This window comes from uncultured Sphingomonas sp., from assembly GCF_964235535.1.
In the GTDB taxonomy this organism is placed as follows: domain Bacteria; phylum Pseudomonadota; class Alphaproteobacteria; order Sphingomonadales; family Sphingomonadaceae; genus Sphingomonas.
Genome location: NZ_CAXSBH010000013.1, coordinates 20,322 through 41,579, shown reverse-complemented (window position 1 = coordinate 41,579; position 21,258 = coordinate 20,322). Strand labels below are relative to the sequence as shown.

21 protein-coding genes and 1 pseudogene are annotated in these 21,258 nt (G+C 65.5%); 4 read left to right on the top strand and 18 right to left on the bottom strand.

The annotated features are described in order from the left end of the window. Positions 1-6: 6 nt before the first annotated feature. The 6 genes and pseudogenes from ACFE7F_RS06325 to ACFE7F_RS06300 form a co-directional block, all read right to left on the bottom strand. The gene (locus ACFE7F_RS06325) at positions 7-615 is read right to left on the bottom strand and encodes a lytic transglycosylase domain-containing protein (protein WP_375403003.1); all 609 of its coding nucleotides are present in this window, start codon (positions 613-615) and stop codon (positions 7-9) included. A gap of 25 nt (positions 616-640) precedes the next feature. Next, a pseudogene (locus ACFE7F_RS06320) lies at positions 641-1,117 on the bottom strand (S26 family signal peptidase). A gap of 4 nt (positions 1,118-1,121) precedes the next feature. After that, the gene (locus ACFE7F_RS06315; RefSeq protein WP_375403002.1) at positions 1,122-1,367 is read right to left on the bottom strand and encodes a helix-turn-helix domain-containing protein; all 246 of its coding nucleotides are present in this window, start codon (positions 1,365-1,367) and stop codon (positions 1,122-1,124) included. A gap of 6 nt (positions 1,368-1,373) precedes the next feature. Beyond that, the gene (locus ACFE7F_RS06310) at positions 1,374-2,255 is read right to left on the bottom strand and encodes a phytanoyl-CoA dioxygenase family protein (protein ID WP_375403001.1); all 882 of its coding nucleotides are present in this window, start codon (positions 2,253-2,255) and stop codon (positions 1,374-1,376) included. Beyond that, complete coding sequence (locus ACFE7F_RS06305; RefSeq protein ID WP_375403000.1) at positions 2,252-2,872, bottom strand: acyl-homoserine-lactone synthase; 621 nt, start codon at positions 2,870-2,872, stop codon at positions 2,252-2,254. Before ACFE7F_RS06305 ends, ACFE7F_RS06310 begins: the two co-directional genes overlap by 4 nt. A 130-nt stretch (positions 2,873-3,002) precedes the next feature. After that, on the bottom strand, positions 3,003-3,248 hold the full coding sequence (locus tag ACFE7F_RS06300; RefSeq protein ID WP_375402999.1) for a multiprotein-bridging factor 1 family protein: 246 nt from the start codon (positions 3,246-3,248) through the stop codon (positions 3,003-3,005). Positions 3,249-3,378: 130 nt separating this feature from the next. On the opposite strand from ACFE7F_RS06300, the gene ACFE7F_RS06295 reads away from it, so the two are divergent. After that, positions 3,379-3,735: a hypothetical protein gene (locus tag ACFE7F_RS06295; protein WP_375402998.1), complete on the top strand. Its 357-nt coding sequence runs from the start codon at positions 3,379-3,381 to the stop codon at positions 3,733-3,735. Here the strand turns inward: ACFE7F_RS06295 and ACFE7F_RS06290 are convergent. The 5 genes from ACFE7F_RS06290 to ACFE7F_RS06270 form a co-directional block, all read right to left on the bottom strand. Continuing rightward, positions 3,713-4,393 (bottom strand): LuxR family transcriptional regulator, encoded by a 681-nt coding sequence (locus ACFE7F_RS06290; RefSeq protein ID WP_375402997.1) that lies wholly within the window; start codon positions 4,391-4,393, stop codon positions 3,713-3,715. The genes ACFE7F_RS06295 and ACFE7F_RS06290 overlap by 23 nt on opposite strands. A gap of 422 nt (positions 4,394-4,815) precedes the next feature. After that, entirely contained in the window at positions 4,816-5,073 is a 258-nt protein-coding gene (locus ACFE7F_RS06285; protein WP_375402996.1) for a hypothetical protein, read from the bottom strand. A gap of 107 nt (positions 5,074-5,180) precedes the next feature. Next, complete coding sequence (locus tag ACFE7F_RS06280) at positions 5,181-5,447, bottom strand: hypothetical protein (protein ID WP_375402995.1); 267 nt, start codon at positions 5,445-5,447, stop codon at positions 5,181-5,183. 552 nt (positions 5,448-5,999) lie between these two features. Continuing rightward, a complete protein-coding gene (locus ACFE7F_RS06275) occupies positions 6,000-7,247 on the bottom strand; it encodes an MFS transporter (protein ID WP_375402994.1) in 1,248 nt (415 codons plus the stop codon). Between the two features lie 185 nt (positions 7,248-7,432). Next, positions 7,433-9,628 (bottom strand): TonB-dependent receptor, encoded by a 2,196-nt coding sequence (locus ACFE7F_RS06270; protein WP_375402993.1) that lies wholly within the window; start codon positions 9,626-9,628, stop codon positions 7,433-7,435. Positions 9,629-9,790: 162 nt separating this feature from the next. Between ACFE7F_RS06270 and ACFE7F_RS06265 the strand changes: the two genes are divergently transcribed. Next, positions 9,791-10,720, top strand: coding sequence for a LysR substrate-binding domain-containing protein (locus ACFE7F_RS06265; protein ID WP_375402992.1), 930 nt, complete (start codon positions 9,791-9,793; stop codon positions 10,718-10,720). Here ACFE7F_RS06265 and ACFE7F_RS06260 read toward each other — a convergent pair. Both ACFE7F_RS06260 and ACFE7F_RS06255 read right to left on the bottom strand, forming a co-directional pair. Beyond that, entirely contained in the window at positions 10,708-11,967 is a 1,260-nt protein-coding gene (locus ACFE7F_RS06260; protein WP_375402991.1) for an MFS transporter, read from the bottom strand. The genes ACFE7F_RS06265 and ACFE7F_RS06260 overlap by 13 nt on opposite strands. Before the next feature lie 74 nt (positions 11,968-12,041). Next, a complete protein-coding gene (locus ACFE7F_RS06255) occupies positions 12,042-13,688 on the bottom strand; it encodes an FAD-dependent monooxygenase (RefSeq protein ID WP_375402990.1) in 1,647 nt (548 codons plus the stop codon). Positions 13,689-13,967: 279 nt separating this feature from the next. Between ACFE7F_RS06255 and ACFE7F_RS06250 the strand changes: the two genes are divergently transcribed. Then, entirely contained in the window at positions 13,968-16,199 is a 2,232-nt protein-coding gene (locus ACFE7F_RS06250; RefSeq protein WP_375402989.1) for a TonB-dependent receptor, read from the top strand. 879 nt (positions 16,200-17,078) lie between these two features. Here the strand turns inward: ACFE7F_RS06250 and ACFE7F_RS06245 are convergent. From ACFE7F_RS06245 to ACFE7F_RS06230, 4 genes are all read right to left on the bottom strand, one after another. Then, a complete protein-coding gene (locus tag ACFE7F_RS06245) occupies positions 17,079-17,573 on the bottom strand; it encodes a nuclear transport factor 2 family protein (RefSeq protein WP_375402988.1) in 495 nt (164 codons plus the stop codon). Between the two features lie 140 nt (positions 17,574-17,713). Continuing rightward, positions 17,714-18,094 carry a hypothetical protein gene (locus ACFE7F_RS06240; RefSeq protein WP_375402987.1) on the bottom strand — a complete coding sequence of 127 codons (381 nt, stop codon included), beginning with the start codon at positions 18,092-18,094 and terminating at the stop codon, positions 17,714-17,716. 21 nt (positions 18,095-18,115) lie between these two features. Further along, positions 18,116-18,253 carry a TetR family transcriptional regulator gene (locus ACFE7F_RS06235; protein WP_375402986.1) on the bottom strand — a complete coding sequence of 46 codons (138 nt, stop codon included), beginning with the start codon at positions 18,251-18,253 and terminating at the stop codon, positions 18,116-18,118. A 378-nt stretch (positions 18,254-18,631) separates the two neighbouring features. After that, positions 18,632-19,399: an SDR family oxidoreductase gene (locus ACFE7F_RS06230; RefSeq protein ID WP_375402985.1), complete on the bottom strand. Its 768-nt coding sequence runs from the start codon at positions 19,397-19,399 to the stop codon at positions 18,632-18,634. A gap of 235 nt (positions 19,400-19,634) precedes the next feature. On the opposite strand from ACFE7F_RS06230, the gene ACFE7F_RS06225 reads away from it, so the two are divergent. After that, entirely contained in the window at positions 19,635-20,516 is an 882-nt protein-coding gene (locus tag ACFE7F_RS06225) for an AraC family transcriptional regulator N-terminal domain-containing protein (protein ID WP_375402984.1), read from the top strand. A 38-nt stretch (positions 20,517-20,554) separates the two neighbouring features. Here the strand turns inward: ACFE7F_RS06225 and ACFE7F_RS06220 are convergent, their stop codons facing one another. Beyond that, positions 20,555-21,241 carry a TetR/AcrR family transcriptional regulator gene (locus ACFE7F_RS06220; protein ID WP_375402983.1) on the bottom strand — a complete coding sequence of 229 codons (687 nt, stop codon included), beginning with the start codon at positions 21,239-21,241 and terminating at the stop codon, positions 20,555-20,557. Between the last annotated feature and the right edge of the window lie 17 nt (positions 21,242-21,258).

The following is a 21,258-nucleotide window of genomic DNA, read 5'->3' as shown; positions in this document are numbered from 1 at the left end:
AGCGGCTTAGTGTTCACGCCCGGGGAAGGGAGTAACCATCAGAGCGAACAGGCCTGTTCCGGGGCTGGCGTGCTTTGAGGGCGCAGGCTTGCCGTCACGCTCGCCAAGGACGAAGAAGATAGACCTGGCCGGCCTCGGAGCATCAACCGCCATCGACGCGGCTCCGGCGACGCTCTCGAGATAGGCGCGCGTCTCGCCGGGCAGCCGACGTCCGGACGACAGGTGGACCGCGTAGCGGGCCGGGCCTGCGTTGTAGGCGGCGAACAGGCCGGGGTAGCCGCACCTGTCGTGCATCAGCCGCAAATACGCTGTTCCGGCCAGGATGTTGTCGCGCGGATCGTGCGGGTCCGGTCCCAGCCCGTGCGCGCGGCGCATCTCGGCCCAGGTGCCCGGCATGAGCTGCATGAGCCCCATCGCGCCCGCTCGGCTGGTGATCGGGCGCCCGCCCAACAGGGTGCGTCCGCCACTCTCGGCCTGCATGACCCGCTCGATCCAGGCGACCGGCACACCGAAGCGCCTGGACGCCTCGGCGATGTACGGCCGCCAGTCGGCGACGCCTGCGCCATGGACAGGGGAAGCCGCGAGAAGCGCGGCAGCCAGGGCGACCGCCCGCATTGCTCGGCGACCTGCACTCGCGCGTTCACACACCGGCCCGCGCCGCCCAGACCAGCCGAGCACGTCCCGCCACATCAGCGGAGGACGTCGGCCCGAAGTAACGGCCGTCGAACGAGTCCGAGCGCTCCATGAGGAGAAGCACCGCACCCTCGGCCAACCGGATGCAGCCGCGCCACTAGGGCATCGGACGACCATGCCCGTCCGCGGGTCGCCGGATCGCGACGGGGTGTCCGTCGACGTACACGAACGCGCCGAACGCGCAGACCTTCTGCCCGGAGACCGCAGCGACGCGTTTCACGAGCGGCACGTTCTCGGGCAGGTAGTGGCGCACGGCGGCGAACCGGCGCACCGGCAAAGGCATGCGCGCGATCACCATGTCGCCGGGCGCGACGGCCGGGCCCGGCGTGACAACATACAGCCCGGTCGGGGCGCTGGCGCTGGCGTTCCAGACCAGCCGCGGAGTCGGCGGCACCGCAAGCGTCGCCGCGACGCCAGCGATCATGCGGCTAAGCATGCTCGCCCTCCCCGTCGCTCACGCCCTTGGACCAGGCGTCGAGGTCGTCGATGTGGTAGCGGATGTGCCGCGAGTGACGCCGGAACCGGGGCCCCTTGCCCGCCGACCGGTAATCCTGGAGCGTCCGTACCGACAGGCCGAGATAGAACACGGCCTGTTCGGGACTGAGGAAGGGCGATCCCTTCGCGGCCCGCGCGGCGCGGGCGTTCTCGTCCTCCTCCGAGGTGGCCGCGACCATGCCGGCTCACTCCGCCCGGCGCTGCCCGTCGACATAGTCGGCGAGCTGCGCGGCCTGATCGGGTCGTAGCGCGTCGGTGGCCGCGAGGTGGTCGGGCACCGCATCGGACAGCAGGACCGACGGGCACCGGCCCTCGTAGTTACCGAGGTTGGGGCGGTGCTGGCTGTAGCCTACCAACGCGGCGAGTTCGGGATCGAACCGGCGCGCGACATCGGGCGGGTAGACAAGCCACTGGTTCTCGAACGGCTTGAGCCACCCCAGGCAATAGCTGACGATGACGCCGCGCCGCGGTAACCTCGCGCGGTTGCTCCCGCCGCCGTGGAGCGTCGAGCCAAGGAATAGCAGCGCGTCGCCCGGCTCCATCGCGGCGATCACCGCTTCCTCGTCGGGCAGCATCGGCATGCCCTGCCGATGGTGGCTTCCCGGCCAGAGCACGGTCGCGCCGTTCTCGGCCGTGAACTCGGTCAGCGGCCACATGACGTTGACGAGGTACTCGAGCTCTCCTTTCGGGCCTGCCCACATATCCTGATCACGATGCGGGAGCTGCGGGAGCGCGCCCGGATGGATCTCGATCGCCTGCGTCAGGTTGAGGTTGAAGCGGTCGCACCAAGGGCCAAGCTGGCGCTCGACGAGATCGAGCACGAGCGGATGACGGACGAGATGCTTTGCCTCGTCTGATCGCTTGAGCAAGCTCCCGAACCGCTTGGTATGCGCGCCGTAGAAGCCGCCTTCGCAATACGGCGTCTCGGCGAAGCGCCGGTCGAGGTCGGCGTGGAGCCGGCATACGAGGTCGGGCGCGACCCCGCGCCGGACGATGCAGTAGCCGTCCCGATTGAGCGTGGCGTCCAGCCGGTCGGCACGCTCGGCGGCCTTGCCCGCGCCGCTCACGCGACCGCCCCTTCTTGTTCGAATGCCAGGAGGCCGGGCGTGTAGATGCCGGTCGCGGCCAACCGGTCGGGTGTGTCGCGGTCGATGTGGATGCGGAACGCGCCGAGATGCGCGGTGTCGATGACCTGATCCGGGCCGAGCGCGTCGGCGCGCCAGCCCATCGCGAGCACCTGGCGGCGGAACGGCTCTGCGACGACGCCGGTCAGAGTCGTGATGCCGACCGCCAATGCATGGTCGACCATCGCCGATATTAGCCGGTTGCGGATGCGCAGGCGATCGGGCGCGGTGTGCCGGGTCGGCAGGCACAGGCGGGTGATCTCGTAGGTGTCCGGTCCGCTCGGGACGCCTTTAGGACAGAGCTTGGCAAAAAGTGTGTCCAGGATGTGCGGCCGTTCGGTCGGCAGCAGCCGGAGCGAGCCATCATGCTCGGTCCGCCGATCGCCAGCTATGATGTAGGTGGCGTGATCGTCGTCGAACCGATCGACCTCAAACCGGCCGGCGACGACCGGCACATTCCAGCCAAGCAGGTCGACGAAGAGGCGCTTGCGGTCGGCGAACATGCCGTCAAGCAATCGTCGGTGCGCCCCGTAACCGGTGCCGTTCACTATCGAAATCATCGTCTGCTCCCTCGTGATGACGAGAGCCAAGGAAGCAAAAGCCCGTCGACTGGGCGATATGTGGAGGTCTGCCTATTGACGGAATGCTGGAGAGTGCTCGGTACTCGTTGGCATCGAGCGACTTATTCGTTCAGAGGTTCGCGGTCTCGACCAGCCGCGCCAGCACTGCGGTGGGCTCCTGTTCGAGCGCTCGCGTGATCGCGCAGAACTCGATAACATCGATCCCGCGTTCGCCGATCTCGTACTTGGCGACGAAGGACTGGGGCCGCTCGAGCTTGGCGGCGAGCTGCGCCTGGGTGAGGTGAGCCGAGGTCCGCAACTCGATCAGCAGGCGTTGCAGCAGCCGCTGCTCGGGTGTGCGTAGGCTTTTCGGCATGGACGCGCGCTGTTGAAGACGGCGCTTCCTCTGATCCGAAAACGGGATTATCCCATTTCAGGATTACCGGCCCCGCACGGGATGAGAGCCTGTAAGCGTGCGCGTCCGTCATACCGATCGGGGGACCTCAATGACGCTTGCGCCTTATCCGACTTGCCCGCGCATCCTGCCCGAGCCGCCCAATCCGGACGATACGCTGACGCACTACGACCTAATCCACGGGCTCTTGTTCGCGCGGCTGCTCACGGCAGCGGAAACGGGGTTGGATTGGCGTGAGGCGACGCGGACGATCCTGCTCCGCGACGTCGATCGCAACGAAGAAGGTGCCCGTCGTTGCTGGGAGGCGCACTATGCCCGCGCATGCTGGCTGGTGGCAAAGGGCTCGGCGCTGGCGGCCATCGGTCTGGGGCCGACCGGCGACAGCCCGGACGACTACCCGCCCGAGCGAGTGCCGGAAGACCTGCTCAGCGAGCGATCAACTCGGTAAAGCCGATTTCGCCGTCGTATAGCGCACATATGACGAGCTGAACCCTCGACGCCACGCCATAACGCTCACGGGCGGCGGCAAGGTAGTTGGTGACGGTGTTCTCGCTCAAGCCCAGCAGTTGCGCGATCACGTTATCTGCCTTGCCTTGTCCGGCAAGGATGATGCATTCGCGCTGCCGCGGGCTGAGGCGCGGTAGCCATCGGGCAGGACCGCCGGCACCGATCGCACGCCGGGCGGCTTCAAAGGCGAAGAGACCGACAAGCTGCGCCGCCAATAGCGTCTGTTTTGGCAACTCCAGCCCAGGGCGAACCGCAAAGGAGCAGGAGCCGCGGCGCTCGCCCGGGATGTTGGACGGGACGGTGAAGCCCGCGCCCAAACCAGCGTGCCCGGCCTCGGCGAGGCGGTGCTTGGCGGCGGACGATAGCTTGATCATCTGCGGAACGTCCGCCCAAGCAAAGCCGAGTGCGGTGCGGGCTGCCGCATGTAGGACGGGATCGTCGATGTAGAGCTCGTCGCGGATGAAGCGTTCGGCCCAGCCCGGCGGGTAGGTGTCGAGGTGGATAATACCGGGAGATGGGAGTCGCAGATCTGCGCGGTGGATTAGGGCGAAGTAGTCGAACCCGAGCTCCCGGGTGACGGCGTCCAGGGTCGAGGTCAAGTCCCGCCCGGATGTAACGGTGCGTACCGCGATAATGAACTGACTCGCGACGTTTCCGACCTCCATGAACTGTCAACCAGCCTCCTTGGAACTGGACAGGCTCTAGCGGTTCTGTCGTAGCGGCCGTTATGCAGGTCATTGTTATGACCTGGTAAGTCGCAAGCGATTTGAGCCGGGGCGTAGAATAGGACCCGAAATGTTTTCTTAATGGTTTACGATGGTCCAATTACATAAGGGACCTGTCCATTGCTCAGTCTGATGCCAGGACATCGTCGCTCATGCTCGTTCAGAAGACCCTCCCGGAAGCTCCCCAGACAAGCGTCGAACGATCAGTCAATCTCGTAATGATTTATGACGTTGCCCGTTTCCGAGTCAGAATCTCAGGGGCAGTCTCAAGCGCGCAAGCCCATCAAGTATGCTCATCAACTCGCGACGAGCGTCAGTTCCTCGTCCGGTATGCGGGCCAGGTCCTTGTCAAGCAACAGGAAGCGACGAATGCGCCCGTTGCCGTTCTCGACCGAGCCCTTTTTGCCACGGCGACGACGGCTGGCGAAGCTAGAGAGCACGTCGAGCCGCTGCTGCAGCAGTCCATAGCCGGCGAGCCCGATGCCGCGATCGAGAGTGAGGCTGCGCCGGAGCGAGGCCGGCAGGGCGCGCAGGCGCCGATCGATGCCCGTCATCACGCCAGCACTATGTCGGTTCGGGCTGCGCAGGAGCACCGCGCAGCGGCTACGGCGTTCGACCAGGGAGATGAGGTTGGCCTTGCCGTGAGCATGACGGAACGCGATCAGATCGTCCTCCAGTGATCGAACGAGCGCCGCTCCGCAACCTCGGGTGGACGGGCGGCAATGGTGTTCGCGACCGGTATCTTGAAGCCGCGCGGCTTGCGCCCGTAGCGGGGTCGACGCGAGCGCCGGGCGCAGGGCAGCAGCCGCCGCAAATCCTGACAACGACCATGGGTGCTGCAGACATAGTGGTAGTTCGTCTCATGGCAAACCAGTGAACCTGCCGGCCGCCAACGTCGCAGGTAGCTCGCGAAATGGCGGATGCTCATCATAATGCCCGTTGCGGTCGAGCTCGCGGTAAATCGTTGAAGCATGACGCGCCGCCAGCCCGCTGTACCGGCCGTCGCGCCTGAACCATGTGATAAACCATTCGATGCTCTTCGAGTGTCAGATGCTGGTACCGCGCCATCGTTGCTTACTCCTGGGTTAAAGGGGTGAAACCCCTATAAAACCCCGGAATTCGCACCTCGAATTAGAATCCGCCCACTATATGCCGTCGAAGCGATAATCCTGATTATGTAAATCCTGGCCCAGTCCAGCTTCAGAACTGTCAGTGTAGCGCAATAAGTGCGACTGGGTTGGAGCTCAGCGGTTTAGCCGGTTGCGGGCGTGCGAACACTCGCGCATAGGCGCAAAATAAATGTGACCGGAAGTGAAAAGAACCGATGTAGCTCATCGCGGCCCGGAGTGGACGCGCGGTGCAGTCCGGCCATCTTCGGGCAGCCGACCCCAAGATTCAGGGTCTTATTGGACCATCAACCACCTGATCGGTCGCCTCATTAGCAGTCGATCCGGAACGGGCGGGTCAGAAGATCGTATCACTAAGAGCGAGGTTCGCCGAGGTGGAAGGCCAGCGCCAACGCCGGCAGCGCCGATCCGGCCCCTATCGTCCATGACCAGCCACCGACAGCATAGGCCCAGCTACCGAGCGCCGAACCAACCGCTCCGCCGACAAAGAAGATGGCGATGTATAAGCCGTTCAGCCGGCCTCGCACCTCCGCACCGAGCGAGAAGATCGCGCGCTGCCCCAGCACCACGCTGACGGTCGCCCCCACGTCGATCAGGATCGCGGCGGCCACTAAGGCCGCTAGCCCGAGGCGCGGCCCCGAAAGCCCCAATTGTGCAAGCACCAGCGCCGCGCCCACGGCGACGATCGCAAGGCTGGTGGCAGGTCGGCTCCCACCCCGGTCCGCTACCCGCCCGGCGAGCGGCGCGGTGACGGCGCCCGCTGCCCCCGCCAGGGCGAAGCAGGCGATGCCGGCCTGTGAAAAGCGGAAGGTATCGGCCAGGAGCAGCGGGACGGTGGTCCAGAACAGGCTGACCGCGCAGAATAGGCACGCCTGATAGAAGGCCCGCCGCCGCAGCACGGGCGTATCCCGGAACAGGCGGCCCATCGACGCGAGCAGGTCGAGATAGCCCACGCCCGGCAAGGGACGGCGCGGCGGAAGGCGCAGCCGCAGCACGACGGCCAGAACGGCGGTGATCGCGGCCGACCCATAGAATACAGCGCGCCACGACCCCGCCTCGGCCACTAGGCTGGCGGCGGGACGGGCCAGCATGACGCCAATCATGAGACCGCTCATGACGTTACCGACCGATCGCCCGCGCTCCGCATCAGAACTGAGATGCGCCGCGTATAGTACGAGGATCTGCACCCCCGTCGAGCCTACGCCGACCATCGCGGCCGCGCCCAGAAAGGTTGCGGGTTGGGCCGACGAGCCGGCCGCGACCAAGGCGAGGCTTAGCACCCCGAGCGAGGTAAGGGTCAGGCGGCGGTTCTCCACCAAGTCGCTCAGGGGCACCAGCAGGAGCAGCCCGGCCCCGTAGCCGAGTTGAGTCGCGGTCACGATCAAGCCCGCCGCCCAGGGCGCCATGCCCAGCGAAGCGGTAATCGGACCCACCAGTGGTTGGGCGTAATAGACGTTCGCGGCCATCAGCCCGGCGGCCGCGGCGAGCAGGACGGTCAGCGCATTCGAAATGTCCGCTCCATCGGTTCGCGACGGTGCCGATGCGCGCGCGCCGGAGTCAGGTCGGCTTGTCGCCGACCTTGAGGGGTCACGGGTGATCACGCCGTGGTCGGGTCGAACAGCGCTACGCAGCCTACCCACCGAACCGTGACGGTTCCCGACCGGGCGAGGGCGGGACCGGGCACGATCCGGCGCCGGCGTCGTCCCCGATCCCGCCGAAAGTCGCGTCGAGGCGGCCGGATCCGAGGCTGTGGCAGTTCAAGTCGATCCTGATCCTTGACGGTCTTCTAAAAGTCGACGCGTGCACCTACCCCGAACGTACGCGGCGGACTGCCGTATGTCACGGGATAGCCGAAGCTCTGGGCGGTGGGCTGGCTAATGACGCGCTCGTCCAGGAGGTTCCGCACGAACACCATCAGGCTCGCCTTGCCGCCCGGCAGCGTGTAGATCATGGACCCGTTCAGATAGATAAAGTCGTCCTGCTTAAGGAAGTTGTCAGGTTCGAAGAAGTAATTGCCGTTATAATTGGCGGTCGCGTTCCAGTCGATGCGGGCACCGCGATCGAGGTCATGCCGGTAGTCTAGGGCAAGGGTGCCCGTGAACTCCTGGGCGAGCGGCAGGCGATTGCCTGTCGCGTCGCCGGCGGTGATGATGGCGCCCCCGGTCGGGCGCGGGGTCGTGAACACGGCGTTTAGATAATTGACGAACTTCGAGCGCGCGATCTCGAACCCGCCGGACAGCCTTAGTCCCCGGGCCAACTCGGTCTCGACATCAACGTCCAGGCCGTAGAGCCGCGCCTGCGCGCCATTGACGATTGACTGGAAGCCGTTGGCAAACTGGATCACCTGAACATTGGCGTAGTCGTAATAGAACCCCGCGAGGTTGAGTCTTAGACGACGGTCGAGCAGCTGAGTCTTGAGGCCGACCTCGTAGGCTTCAAGCTTCTCGGGAAGATAGCCGGCGTTGGCCGGGTTGAGGACATTGAAGCCACCGCTCTTGATGCCGGTGTTGAACGACAGGTAGCCAAGCACGTCGTCGTCGAATTCGTGGCTCAACGCCGCGCGGAAGGACGGCTCGCGGATGGTGCTGCTTTCGTTCCTCGTCTGGATAGCCGTGGAGCCGTTAACCCGCAACAACGTCGATGTGGAGTCGACCTTGCGGCGCTCATAAGTCCACCGCGCGCCCAGGGTAATCGTCGTATCGTCTATAAACTCCCAGTCGATCTGGCCGAACGGCGCCACCGACTCCGTCTCCTCCTCGCCCACCGTGGTATTTACCGTCACCGACAGCGGGGCTGGCGCGAGCGCGCCTCGGATGTCGCGCCGGATCGGGTCGACACCGTTCAGACTGGAGAAGTAGAACGCGCCTAGGACCCAGTTGAAGCGGCCACCTGTTGGCGAGGTCAGCTGTATCTCCTGGGAGAAACTCTCGTTCGGCGCATCGGGCGACCGGACCACGAACGACGAGGCCGGATCGGCGGCGTTGTCGAACAGGTAGTCGCCCTTGCCACGGCGGTAGGCGCTGATCGTGAGAAGATTGGCGAAGTCGAACTCGTGATCGATCTGCAGGCTCACGCCGCCGCCCTTGAACTTCTGGAAGGAGTCGGTCCCGGCGTAGCTGTCATACACGCTGTCGAGCGGCACCAGGTCCACGAAGCTCAACCGTGTGCCCGGGTAGTTCTGATAGCTGTTTTGCAACGCGTCACGCTGCGCATAGTCGCCGATCAGAAGCAGCGAGGTCAGGTCCGTCGGCGTGAACAGGAGCTTTCCCCGGACCCCGACGGAATGGCGGAGCCGGTAGGTGTCGTTGCCGGTGGTCAGGTTGTTCCCCCAACCGTCGCCTTGGGTCGAGAACTGGGCCGAAAGGCTGGCCGCGAGATGCTCGGTCAAGCCGCCGGTGACGTACAGATCGCTCCTGATCAGCGCATAATTGTCGATGGACGAACCGAACTCGCCCCGGAACGTCCGCTCGGGTGCCTTGGTAGTGATCTGGATGACGCCGCCGGTGGCGTTGCGGCCGAACAGGGTGCCTTGCGGCCCCTTGAGCACCGCGATCTGCTCCACATCGTTCAGTTCGCGCAGGCCCTCACGTTGCTGCGCATAGTAGACACCGTCAATATAGAGGGCGACCGGGTTCTCGACGATGCTGGACGATGTCCCGATGCCCCGGATATAGGGCTGGAAGGATCCGGCGGTGCTCCGCGTCGAGAGCCCCGGCACGACCGCCACCAATTGCTGCGTGTCGGTCACCCCCGATGCCACCAGCGCCTCACCGGATACGGCGGTGACCGCGATCGGCACGTCCTGGAGATTCTGGGCGCGCCTTTGCGCGGTGACGACGATATCCTCAAGGCCGCCGTCCACGCTGACCGCGTCCCCGCTCGCGTCCTGCCTGGTCCGGGTCGCGACGGGAGGATCGGGCGGCGTCTGCTGGGCGGGAGCGGACCCGGTCCATAGCAGGATCGGTGCGACGAGCGCCGCCAAAAGATACATCGCGCGCCCGGAATGCATGTCCACCCTCCAGTGATGGGTCCTTGTTTCGGACCCTTAGGACCGACGGTACGTCTCGCGACGACCGTTGAAGAGAGATGTAAACTTCCTTAGCGATGCCAGAGGGGCATCGCTCGAAGCCGTGGAGAGCCGTTCATGAAATTGTCCCATCTGCGCGACACCTTGGCCGTCGCGGAACTGGGCAGCCTGCGCGCGGCCGGACGGCAGCTGGGCGTCGCACAGCCGGCGATCTCGCGCAGTATCCGCGAACTGGAACACGAGCTCGGGGTCGCGCTGTTCGAGCGTCATGCTAAGGGCGTGCGGCTGACCGACATGGGACGCGCGTTCGTGGGCCGCGCCGAATCCGTGCAGTCCGAGCTTCGTCGCGCGGTTGAGGAGATCGAGCAGTTGAAGGGGCGCGCGACGGGCGAGGTCTCGGTCGCGATGTCGACGGCGGCGTCGATGACTTTGATGCCGAAATCCGTTACCGAGTTCCGCAAGCGCTACCCCGACGCGTTGCTGAAGATCCACGAAAGCTTCTTCGCGCCGATTGAGCGCGAGCTGCTGAGCGGGCATATCGATTTCTATGTCGGCCCGTTCGAGAGCGGCCATTCGCGCCGCTTTGTCGTCGAAAAGCTCTACGAGACCCGGCGCATGGTGGTCGCGCGCCGGGGCCATCGGCTGGCCGACGCCCGAACGCTGGCCGATGTCGGCGACGCGCACTGGATCAGGCCGGCGCTTTCGGGCCGCACCACAGAAGGCGACTTCGACCGCATGTTCGTGATGGCGGGGCTACCGCCGCCACGGATCGTGGTTCACGCGCGGTCGGCGCTTATCACCATGCTTACCGTGGTGAACTCCGACCTGCTGACGGTCCTGCCCAAGCAATGGATCGACTTTCCCCTCGCGGCCGCGCTGGTTGCGCCGTTGAAGATCGAGCCAGTCGGTGCCGCGCCGATGTGCCTCGTCCGGCGTCCGGACATGCCGCTGACCCCGATGGCGGAACACTTGTGCGATCAGGTTCGGCGGACGGCCACGCAGCACGCCCAGGCTCTAAGCATGTCGGACGCCGATCACGCCGCCTGACGCCGCGCCACAGCCAGCAGCAGCCCGGCCGCCAACGCGCCCAGCGCGAGCACGCCCGACACGACCCCGAGCGCGAACCCGCCCGCAAACAGCGCGCCCGCGACGGCCGGGGCAAGCGCGCCGGCCCCCCGCCCGATCCCCAGGACGAAGCCCACGCCCGTCGCGCGCATCCGCGTGGGAAAGCTGGTGACGATGGCGGCGTACAGACCCGCGATGCCGCCGTAGATGAAGGCGCCCAGCAGGGCGGCCATCGACGCCAGCGGCACCAGCGAAGCCGGCACGAAACCGAACAGCGCGGTTGTGCCTGCGGCCGCGAGCATGACTGCCGGAACCAGCATGCGCCGCCCAGCGCGCGCGCTGGCCACGCCGACGAACAGTTGCGCGAAGACTCCCGCGAGCGCCGCGAGAGCCGCGAGCGCCGTGGCCGTCGAAGCCGAGAAGCCGGCGTCTGCCACGATTTGCGACATCCAGCTCAGCACAAAATAGACGGTGGTGGTGTAGAGGAAGTTGACGGCCGTAATCATCAAGGTGGTGCCGCGCTGCTCCCGCGCGAAGATGGCCGAATAGGCGGTCTCGGTAGATCGTCGCGTCGGAGCGGGCAACGCGTCGACGGGGTCGACACCGCACCTGAATAGATAGTCGTTCAGCCGGAACAGGCTTGGCTCGCCGGGTCGCTCGATCAGGAACTCGGGCGGTTCCAGCAGCCAGCGAAGTACTGCGGGCAGCAGCAACAGCGCCATGCCGCTGCCAAACAGGAACACCGCGCGCCAGTCGTAAAACCGCAGCAGCACGGCCGCGATGAAACCTCCGACCGTCGCGCCGACCGGATAGCCGATCGACATGATCGCGATGGCAAGCGGGCGTCGGCGCTCGTTCGCGTATTCGGCCGAAAGCGGCGCGATAATCGGCACCATGGCGCCGATGCCGATACCGGTCACGATGCGCCAAGCGATCAGCGAGCCAATGGAGCTGGACAGCGCGGAAAGCGCCATTCCAACCGTCATGATGAGCAGATTGGCGACGACCATCTTGCGGCATCCCACCACATCGGCGAGCGGCGCCAGAACCAGCGATCCGAGCGCCATGCCCACTAAGCCGGCCGATAATGCGAGGCCGAGGACCCCTTTGCCAACACCCCAATCATGGGTGACGCCGGGCGCGGCGAACGTCATCGCCAGCACATCGTACCCGTCCAGCGCCGACAGCGCGAAGGTGAGGGCGACAGCGATCGACTGGGCGCGGCTCATGGGTAGCGAATCGAGGCGCGTCCGCAGCGCGTCCTGCTCGTCCCGGCGTTCCGCCCGACCGGGCTCGTCCGAGCTCAAGCGGCGTCCTTGATCGGGGGTGCAGGCACTCGACCGGAGACGATGTCCAGGAGCCCGTCGTCCGGCCAGCGGTCGCCGCGCCAAGCCACGTACTGGTCGGGACGGATCAGTGCGAGCGGCGCTTGGTACAGGCCCCGCAACGCCGGATCGTCGACATGCAGTATCTCGAGCGGCGTGCCCGTGCGTTCCGCTTGGAATAACGCGCGCGCCATGTCGTCGGAACGCGCCCCGTCCATGACTAGCAGCGTGAATCCCATCCCGAATAGGTCGTATAGCGACGTGTCGTCGTCCAGCCAGCGATGCGGCGCGAGACAGCCCGGCAAGGCGGACGGTACATAGTCGCGCGACCAATGGTGGTCCGCTCCCCGCCCATCGTCGACGATGACGGGAGAACCCTCGTACCGCAGGCCGAGTACGACGCCCAGGGCTTCAAATTCGTTCCGCTTGGTCGCCGTCACGTGCTCGGCGATCTCGCGGCGGACCCGGTCGCCGTCCGGGTTATCGTCCTCCAAGCCGGGCCGGACGAGCTGGTTGGGCGGGATCGCGTGGTTGAGCTCGGCCTCGTCCATCACGATCCCGTGGACGGGCCGCCGCTCGATCTCATAGCTGTCGAGGAGTGCGCAGCCGCCCCACCCTTGCAGCACGGCCGCCATCTTCCAGCCAAGATCGACGGAGTCGGCGACGCCCATGTTCATGCCGTACCCACCATATGGTGGATGCAGGTGGCACGCGTCGCCTACCAGGAACGCGCGTCCGCAGCTGTAACGGTCCGCCACGAGGCGGCTCGCTACCCATTCATCGGAACTTAGGATCTCAGAGGGAAGGTCGATCCCGGTCGACCGGCGGATCGCGTCGGCGGCTTCATCAGGGGTGTAGGTCGTGCCGTCGGGCAGCCCGGTCGGCATGAAATACCAGAGGTCGCCCTCGTCCATCGGCCCGATCAGGCTGGGCAGCTCGTCATTCACCTGCCAGTACATGATGGCTGGCCCGTTCGGATGCGCGTCCATCAGGCCGGGCGCGCGGAAGATCGTGTTGTAGTTGCGCGATATGCCGTACGTCCCGACCATCCTGGCGCCTACCCCAGCGCGGACCGTGCTCCGCGCGCCGTCGGCACCGATCAGATAGTCCGCGACGACCGAGCGCGTCGTACCCAATTCCACGTCGCGGATCAGCAGGCGGACGGCGTCGTCATCTTGGTCGAAGCCGACCAGTTCCCGGCCGAACTCGATCTCGACCGTCGGGAGCGACCGCGCGTGCTCCAGCAACACCGCCTCCAGCTTATATTGCGGGATCCACTGGCTGTGCTCGGAATAGCGTTCGTCACGGGCGGGCGCGCAATTGAGGCCATGCTCAAGCCGCGCGATGAGATGGCCGCCCAGGCGCGTGACGAAGGTGATGTGCGACGGGAAGTCGACGCCAAAGGGCGACGCCGCCGCGAGACGGTCGGCGATCCCCCATCGGCGCAGATGTTCGCGCGTGCGGGTATGCGTCGTCTTGGCGCGCGGGGCGTGACCGGCGCGCGCACTACGTTCGACGAGCAGGACGCGAACGCCGTGCCGGCCCAGTTCGATGGCGGCGGCAAGCCCGGCCGGGCCACAGCCGACCACCACGACCAGCGGCCGGCTGCTGCTTTGGGCTGTCATCCGGCTGAACCTTCCATTGTGGCCGCCCTCGATAGCGCCGCGCGGGGCCGAGAGGCTGATGGCAGTTCGGAACAAGCGATGCGCCGCGCGCATCGCCGCGACATCACTCTTCATGATCCGGCGCGGACGATCACTCGGATCGTGATCCGGCGTCAGTGACGACGACGATAGGAGGTTGATCACTTCTCGGCATCAATTGCCGAACTATTTCGATTTGACCGTACAGCGGATCGGAAGAATACTCGGGGCATAAAATAATGAAGCAGGGAGGGAAGGTTGGTGTTCGCACGCCAGGCCATCGTGGCGGGCAAGACGCGGTCGATGAAGACCGCCCTACTTGGTGCCGCCGTCCTCCTATCCCCGCCCTCCACCGCGCTCGCGCAATCCGCCGGCAGCGCGGAGGCCCCGCGCCGCGCCGATCCGGTCGGGCCGGAAGGGGCCGAACAGGACGCTAGCGACATCATCGTCACGGCACAGCGCCGCGCCGAGCGGCTGCAGGACGTCCCCATCGCGATCAGCGCTATCGGCCCTGACACGCTGACCCGCGGCGGCGCGGCCAGCATCGCCGATCTTCAGGGCAGCGTGCCGGGGCTCACGATCACTGGGTCCGCTGGCCTGAACGCGACCAACCTAGTCTCGATGCGCGGCATCGCTGGCCAGGGGGTGCCTATCGGCGCCAACCAGGCGACGGCCATTTATCTGGACGGCGTATACCTGTCCAAACCCGACGCTGGGTTCTTCGGGCTGCAGGATGTCGAGCGGGTGGAGGTGCTTCGCGGCCCGCAGGGCACCTTGTACGGTCGCAATGCCACCGCCGGCGCGATCAACATCATCACCCGCGCGCCCGGCAGGACCGTCGAGGGCAAGCTGGATGCGAGCTACGGCAACTACGACGGCGCGACGGTGGGCGGCTTTGTCAGCGGCCCGATCGCCAGCGATTTCGTGGGAAGCGTTTCGGGCAGCTTCAACCGGCGTGACGGCTATTTTCGCAATAGTCTGACGGGCAACGACATCGGCAGGGCCAGCTCGTTCTCGGGTCGCGGGAAGATCGGGTATCTGGGATCCGAAGGGTTCGACGCGCTGCTGTCGGTCGACTATACCCGCAAATGGTCGGAGGACCTGTTCACGCCGTCGACGGTTGTGAACGGCCGGCAAATCTACGCGGTCAGGAACCTTACGACCAATATCGAGGACGACCTGACCACCCGCCTCCAGACCGGCGGCGTCGCGCTGACGGTGGATCTGGAGCTTTCCCCCCGGTTCACGGTCACCTCGGTCACCAGCTACCGCGAGTTCGAGTTCCTGACGGTCTACGACATCGACGGCTCGGCGGCGCGGCTCATCCAGCCGATCTTCTCCAACGACAACCGGACCTTCAACCAGGAGGTGCGCGGCGTCTACGACCACGACGCATTGCGCTTTACGGTAGGCGCGAACTACTTCTCGGAGGAGGCCGAGGCGCAGTTGATCATCCTTCCGTCGACCTATACGCGGGCCAACCTTGACGCCCGGCCGACCCCGCGGACGAAAAGCGACCTGAGCGCCGTCGCCGCCTTCGGTCAGCTCGAGTACGATCTGACCGACACGGTGACCGTCGTGGGCGGTCTCAGGATCAATCACGAAAAGCGCGACTTCTCGATCGACTATTCGGCCGCCGGAGCCTTCGCGCCGATCAACGGCGAGGTGTCGGACACGGCCGTCCTGCCGGCGGTCGGGATCAACTACGAACCGTCCGGCGACGTACTGATCTATGCCAAGGCCAGCCAAGGATACCAGTCGCCCGGCTTCGCCTGGCTACCGGGCGCGGGCAACCGCGCCAACACCTTCGGGGCCGAAACGCTTTGGGCGTACGAGGCCGGCGTGAAGTCACAATTCCTGAACCGGGCGGTTACTCTTAACCTAGCCGGCTTCTATTACGACTATCGGGACATCCAGCTGCGCAGGACGATCCTGCTCGGCATCACCACGGTCGAGAATGCCGGCACGGCGCGGGTCAGGGGCGTCGAAGGCGAGCTGGTCGTCCGGCCGGTCCGGGGTCTAACGCTGAATGCGCAAGCGACCTACCTCAATGCGGAGTATACCAGCTTCTGCGAGACGATCACGGCCGGCACGCCGCAGAACGGTGACCCGCCCTGCACCGTGCTGGGCGTCGCGGGAGCGGATCGGCGCGGCAACAGGCTGAACGAGGCGCCCAGATGGTCCGGCGGCGTCGGGGCGACCTACGAGTTCAAGGTCCTGGACGATGCGACAGTCAAAATCGGCTCGAACTATTCCTGGGAGACCACGAGCTTCTTCAACTCAGTCAACGAGCTACGTCTCAGCACAAATGGTTGGCACAGACTGGACGCGCGTGCTTCGCTTGGGTTCGAGAACGGATTGGAGGTCTTCGCGTTCGGCCGCAACCTGACGGACGAACGTCACCCGGTGAACGGCTTCAGGTTTGGGGGGATCGTATCCGTCACGGTCAACGATCCGCGCGTCTACGGCGCCGGCCTGAGCTATAGCTTCTAAGATGCCTGCTTTTCAGGTCGGCTCGGGTCCGAGTACTCCACCAACGGTCGATGTGCCACCGCCGCACCGCATCGTCGGCGGTACGGGTCGGAGTGCAGCCCAGCTCCGCTCCTGCCGAAATGGCCAACCTTGCTTGACCCAGGTGCGACCCAAGCCCGGCAAGGCGGGAGGGCGATCAGCGGCCATGAGGACGCCGCCCCGTTATCATCGAGCCATTCCCGATAGCTGTCGGCACCGCGCAGGCCGGCTTAGACCTGTCCGCGAACGGCCGAAGATCGGGGCAGCTCCGATGTCTGTCCGAGGCGCGGATGCCCAGTGAAAGCGAGAGGAACGAAGCTTGGCGACACAAACAGCCGTCGGGGCGACGGTCGCCTCCCCGCTTACCGATGCGGCCATGGACATTAGCAGCCGTTCATCCCGGTCGCGGCAAGGTCGTGGTCGCGGGGCCTCGACATCCACCATGCGACGATATCCGCCCCAAGCGGTGGCGGCGTGGCGCGCCTTCACACCATGGCGCTTAGCCGCGTGCGCGCGGGAAGCTCACACATGTTGTCCAGGCGACATCACGGGATGGGGCGTGGTCCACGACGTCGAGCGAGAACGTGGCATTGATCAGAAGTGACGCGCGATCACTTGAGCCCGATCACGGTGCCGCATCGGGGATGAAAATCGCACTCTTCACCATCTGACTCGGAAACCTGCCACTATGTCGCGGTCGCGTCGGCAGGGGAACTCCCTCTGTCCTTCATCGGTCTCGCGCATCACCTGCCGATCACTTTCGGTCAGCATAGCCTACGACGACACCGCAAGTCGGCGAGCCGAGCGCGGCGGTGTCGGCTCGCGGAAAGATCAACGGGCGTAGGCTGCCCCGCCCGCGTCTCAATAGGTGAGAGGGCTGACGCCGGGACGCGGATCGATGGTCCAGCACTCGTAGCCGATCTCCTTGCTGATCAGGCCGTCCTCGATATGGAAGATGTGGACCAGACGCATCTTCACGTCGGTGCCGACCGGGTAGGGGCAGTTCTCGAATCCGGGTCCGCGGACGCGGAACGTCACCCACATGTCGTCGACGACGCGGTCGGGAGTGCCGAACCGCTCGATCCCAAAGAAGGCGATGTTCTCCGCCGCCTCGAAGACGGCAAGGTAGTTCTTCCGAATGTCGTCCTGGCCGCGATAGATCACGCCCCGGGCAGGTGCCTCCCAGACGGCGTCGGTCGCATACAGCCGCATGCAGGCGTCAATCTGATCGGGATTCTCCTCGTGGAAGTGCTGCTCAACCAGATCCATCGCATAAAGGACCGCCTCGTCATACGTCTGGGCGGTGTTGCGACGATCCAGGATGTCGCCTTCCGGCGCGACCAACGCAGTTGCCATTTCGCTCTCCTCTGCCCTGTTGAACGGATGACAAAGTGTCTACTTTGACTGTCGGTCGGGTGCAAGACCCGCGCGCGACCTCATCAGATTGCATCCCGTGCCGCGCCGGATCACTACGCCCCTTGGTCGTCGGCGAGCCACTAGGCGTACAGACCCGGCGCCTCGTGCCTCAACAGATCCGCGCCCTCGCCCACCGCCACCGCGGCCGCTTCGCGGTCGACGCCGAACCCCAGAAGGATCATGGCGGCCAGGGCTTTCACGAACGACGCCGGCTCGCTCACGCCCCGACTCAGCGCCGCGATCCCCTCCTTGAGCGCGCCGTTGTTCAGCGTCAGCGCCGCGTCCGATCGCGCGAAGGCGAAGGCACCACCTTCCAGACCGTCGCGCAGGTCAGTGCCGACATGAGTGATGAACCTCGACCGCTCGGTCACGACATGGTGGCTTCGGGACACGAACCGCCCCCAGGTTCGGTCGTGACACCCTCGCCACAGGAAGAACTGGATGCCGATGCTCGCGCGCATCAAGGGATTGGCGACCTTGCCCTATATCGGATCCAACTCCTCCACCATTTCGTCGGAGAGGCGGCTGCCCAGGACGGCTGCGGCTTCGTCGAGCGAGGAGAAGTGCTTGTAGAAAGTAGCGCGGGACACGCCCGCGGCTTCGATCACATGCCTGAGCACGGCTGCCTCGTTCGCCCGTCCTCCGCAGCCCAGACGTTCAACGTCGCGTCCAGAAGGCGTGTTCGCATGCGCGAGCGACGGTCGCGGGCGACCGCCACGCGGTGGTCGAAGTCCCGTAGCTCTGGTATCCCGGAGGCGGGCCGACGTCCTGGTCGCGATCCCTCTGCCGGAAAACCGGGAAAGCCGCGTTCGGGTGCGTTGCCAGAATTCGTGTCGCCTTCGAGCACCGCGTTGACCACTACCTCCACTGGTCCATATTGGGCAGCCAGTTGATCATTTGCGCCAGTACGTCAAGCTGCACGTCCGGCGGAGCCGGCGGTAGACACACCGGACCCGCCGGACGGCGCAGGGCTGGCGCGGGCGTGGTGCCCGGCCGGGTCAGGCCGTTGCCGGCGGGCCGACCTTACCCATTTGCGCGAAGATGAACCCAGGTGCGATCCGGCTGAAGATCTTGAGCGCGTTGCTCTGGCCGGGCCGTATCTCCGTTTTCCCCGCCTTCAGCCCGGCTATCGCCTTTCTCACGAGCACATCGACGGGCATGCCCTTGGCCCCTTTCATCATCGATTTGAACTCGTCGGAGAAAAGCGGGGTCTCGGTCAGCGGAGGGGCGACCTCGACGACGCTCACGCCGCTGTTCTTGAGCTGATCGCGCAGGCAGCGGGTATAGGCGTGGAGCGCGGCCTTGGCGGCTGAGTAGATCGGCGAGATCGGGATCGGCACGAACGCCAGCCCAGACGAGACGTTCACGATCGTCGCATTCGGCTTGGTCCGCAGATCAGGGAGGAACTGCTGCACCATCCGGATTGGACCGGCGAGGTCGATGTCGATCTCCTGCGTGACGTCCTCGAGCGACCGTGGATCGGCTAGTCCGACGATACGCATAATGCCGGCATTGTTCACCAAGACGTTCATGGCTGGGAACTCGCCAACGACCTGCTCGTGCAGCCGGGTAATTGCCGCCGGGTCGGCGGCGTCGCTGACGATGCCGCGTAGGCCTGGATGCGCCGCCAGGATCGCGTCGAGCCTGGACTTGTCGCGGCCGGTAACGATTACCGTGTTTCCCAGCCCGAGGAAGCTCTTAGCGAACTCCAGTCCGATGCCAGAGGTGCCGCCTGTGATGAGGATGGTGTTGCCCGAGACGTTCACGATTGAATACTTTCTGTTGCGTGGTCGACGGCCATAATGCCCACGCACGACCGTCGATCTCTGAAGGGATCACCGTACTCGGCGGGAGAATGAGGGTGAATGCCGGATCACGCGGGTTTTCTGCCTGATCTTCCAAAACGACTTGCCCGTCGGCGTGCGATCGCCCAAGCTCTGACAGAAGACCCGATCCACGCTCCTGCGTGAAACTCCGTCCGGCTGGGCCATGATCACAAAATTGAAGAAGGTCATCGCCGACTATCTGGACGATCAAGGATTTGGCGACGGCCTGCACCTCACGCCCGTGCCGGGCCTATATCTATTCAAGGCCAGCCGGCTCGAGATGCCCATGCATGCGATCTACCGGCCATCGCTGTGCATCGTAGCCCAAGGAGCAAAGTACGTCGCCTTCGACGACCAGATCGTCCATTACGGCGTCGGCCAGGCGCTTGTCGTCAGCGTCGAGCTTCCCGCCGTCGGTCGGGTGACGCAGGCGACATCGGAGGAGCCATACTTCGCGGTCGCGCTCGAATTCGATGTGGGGACGATACGGCAGGTCAGGCAAGAGATGGCGCACCCTCCGCGCGCGAGCGGCGGGAGCGGTCTGGGCGCCTTCGTCGAGACCGTTGACGAGGCGGTTCTGGACTGTGTCGTCCGGCTGATGCGGCTGGTCGGTACTCCGGACGCCATAGCGATCTTGCATCCGGGACTGATGCGCGAGCTGTGCTACCTGATGCTGACCGGACGCAGTGCCGGCGAGATATGCAAGGTAGTCTCCAACGGCAGCCCGACCCAGCGGATCGCCGAGTCGATCCGGATCCTGCGCGATCGCGGGTCCGCCCCGGTCCGAATGGGCGAGCTCGCTTCGGCGGCGCGGATGAGCTCCTCCAGCTTTCACCAGCACTTCAAAACGCTGACCTCGATGACGCCGCTCCAGTACCGCAAGAGGCTCAGGCTGCTGGAAGCCCGGGGGCTATTGATCACGAACGGGGCCAGTGTCGCCGACGTCGCCTACGGCGTCGGTTACGAGAGCGCGTCGCAATTCAGCCGTGAATATGCCCGAATGTTCGGGGCTTCTCCCAAGAAGGATGCCATGAACCGACGCGCCGACGCGGACTAGCATCCCAGGGCGCGTCGAAGGCGCGGCCGAACGCCGCCCTATCGCTGAAGCTGAACCGCCTTCCTGACGGGAGGCGACGTGCGGACGTCCGACCCGTCGTTCGGCAGGCCGATGGCGATCGCCTTGGCCTCCTCGTGATCCAGACCGAGTGCGCGAAGCAGCAACTCGACGATGCCCATGCCGTAATCCTCGTCGCGTTCCTGACGCAATATGCCCAACAGCGCACGCCGAAGCGCGCTGACGACCAGATCGTTGGCGCAGTCGAGGTCGAGAAACCGGAAGCGGCCTTGCCGGTGTCCGATGATGAGATCGGGTTTTGGAAAACCCAGAAGATCCTGGGGCACCTTGCCCATGTCTGACAGGCTGTAGACGAGCCAGCCCCAGATCGGATCGCGCGCGGCACGCCGGAAGATCAGCCGGGCTTCGGTCGCGAAACGCTCGGCGGGATCTGATACGGACCGCGACTCCTGCTGTATGTCGTAGAAGGGCTCGCTCCCGACGCGCGCCCACAAATCGTCGAGTAATTCCTCGCGCGTCGAGTAGTAGTTGTAGAACGACCCGCGCGAGATGCCCGCGGCGACGATGAAATCGTCGATCCGCGCGCGCGTCTCGCCCAGCTCCGACACGACCCGTGCCGCCGCCGCGAGCAGCTTCTCGCGCGTTCGGGACTTGCGCTCCGCGGCGACGTTGCTGCGCCATGACGGATTTTTCACGGCGACGCTCAACCGCTCGGCCTACATTT

Coding starts and splice junctions, on each gene's coding strand:
- ACFE7F_RS06325 (WP_375403003.1), bottom strand. CDS start 615: ATGCGGGCGGTCGCCCTGGCTGCCGCGCTTCTCGCGGCTTCCCCTGTC.
- ACFE7F_RS06315 (WP_375403002.1), bottom strand. CDS start 1,367: ATGGTCGCGGCCACCTCGGAGGAGGACGAGAACGCCCGCGCCGCGCGG.
- ACFE7F_RS06305 (WP_375403000.1), bottom strand. CDS start 2,872: ATGATTTCGATAGTGAACGGCACCGGTTACGGGGCGCACCGACGATTG.
- ACFE7F_RS06300 (WP_375402999.1), bottom strand. CDS start 3,248: ATGCCGAAAAGCCTACGCACACCCGAGCAGCGGCTGCTGCAACGCCTG.
- ACFE7F_RS06295 (WP_375402998.1), top strand. CDS start 3,379: ATGACGCTTGCGCCTTATCCGACTTGCCCGCGCATCCTGCCCGAGCCG.
- ACFE7F_RS06285 (WP_375402996.1), bottom strand. CDS start 5,073: ATGACGGGCATCGATCGGCGCCTGCGCGCCCTGCCGGCCTCGCTCCGG.
- ACFE7F_RS06280 (WP_375402995.1), bottom strand. CDS start 5,447: ATGAGCATCCGCCATTTCGCGAGCTACCTGCGACGTTGGCGGCCGGCA.
- ACFE7F_RS06265 (WP_375402992.1), top strand. CDS start 9,791: ATGAAATTGTCCCATCTGCGCGACACCTTGGCCGTCGCGGAACTGGGC.
- ACFE7F_RS06260 (WP_375402991.1), bottom strand. CDS start 11,967: ATGAGCCGCGCCCAGTCGATCGCTGTCGCCCTCACCTTCGCGCTGTCG.
- ACFE7F_RS06255 (WP_375402990.1), bottom strand. CDS start 13,688: ATGACAGCCCAAAGCAGCAGCCGGCCGCTGGTCGTGGTGGTCGGCTGT.
- ACFE7F_RS06245 (WP_375402988.1), bottom strand. CDS start 17,573: ATGGCAACTGCGTTGGTCGCGCCGGAAGGCGACATCCTGGATCGTCGC.
- ACFE7F_RS06240 (WP_375402987.1), bottom strand. CDS start 18,094: ATGCGCGCGAGCATCGGCATCCAGTTCTTCCTGTGGCGAGGGTGTCAC.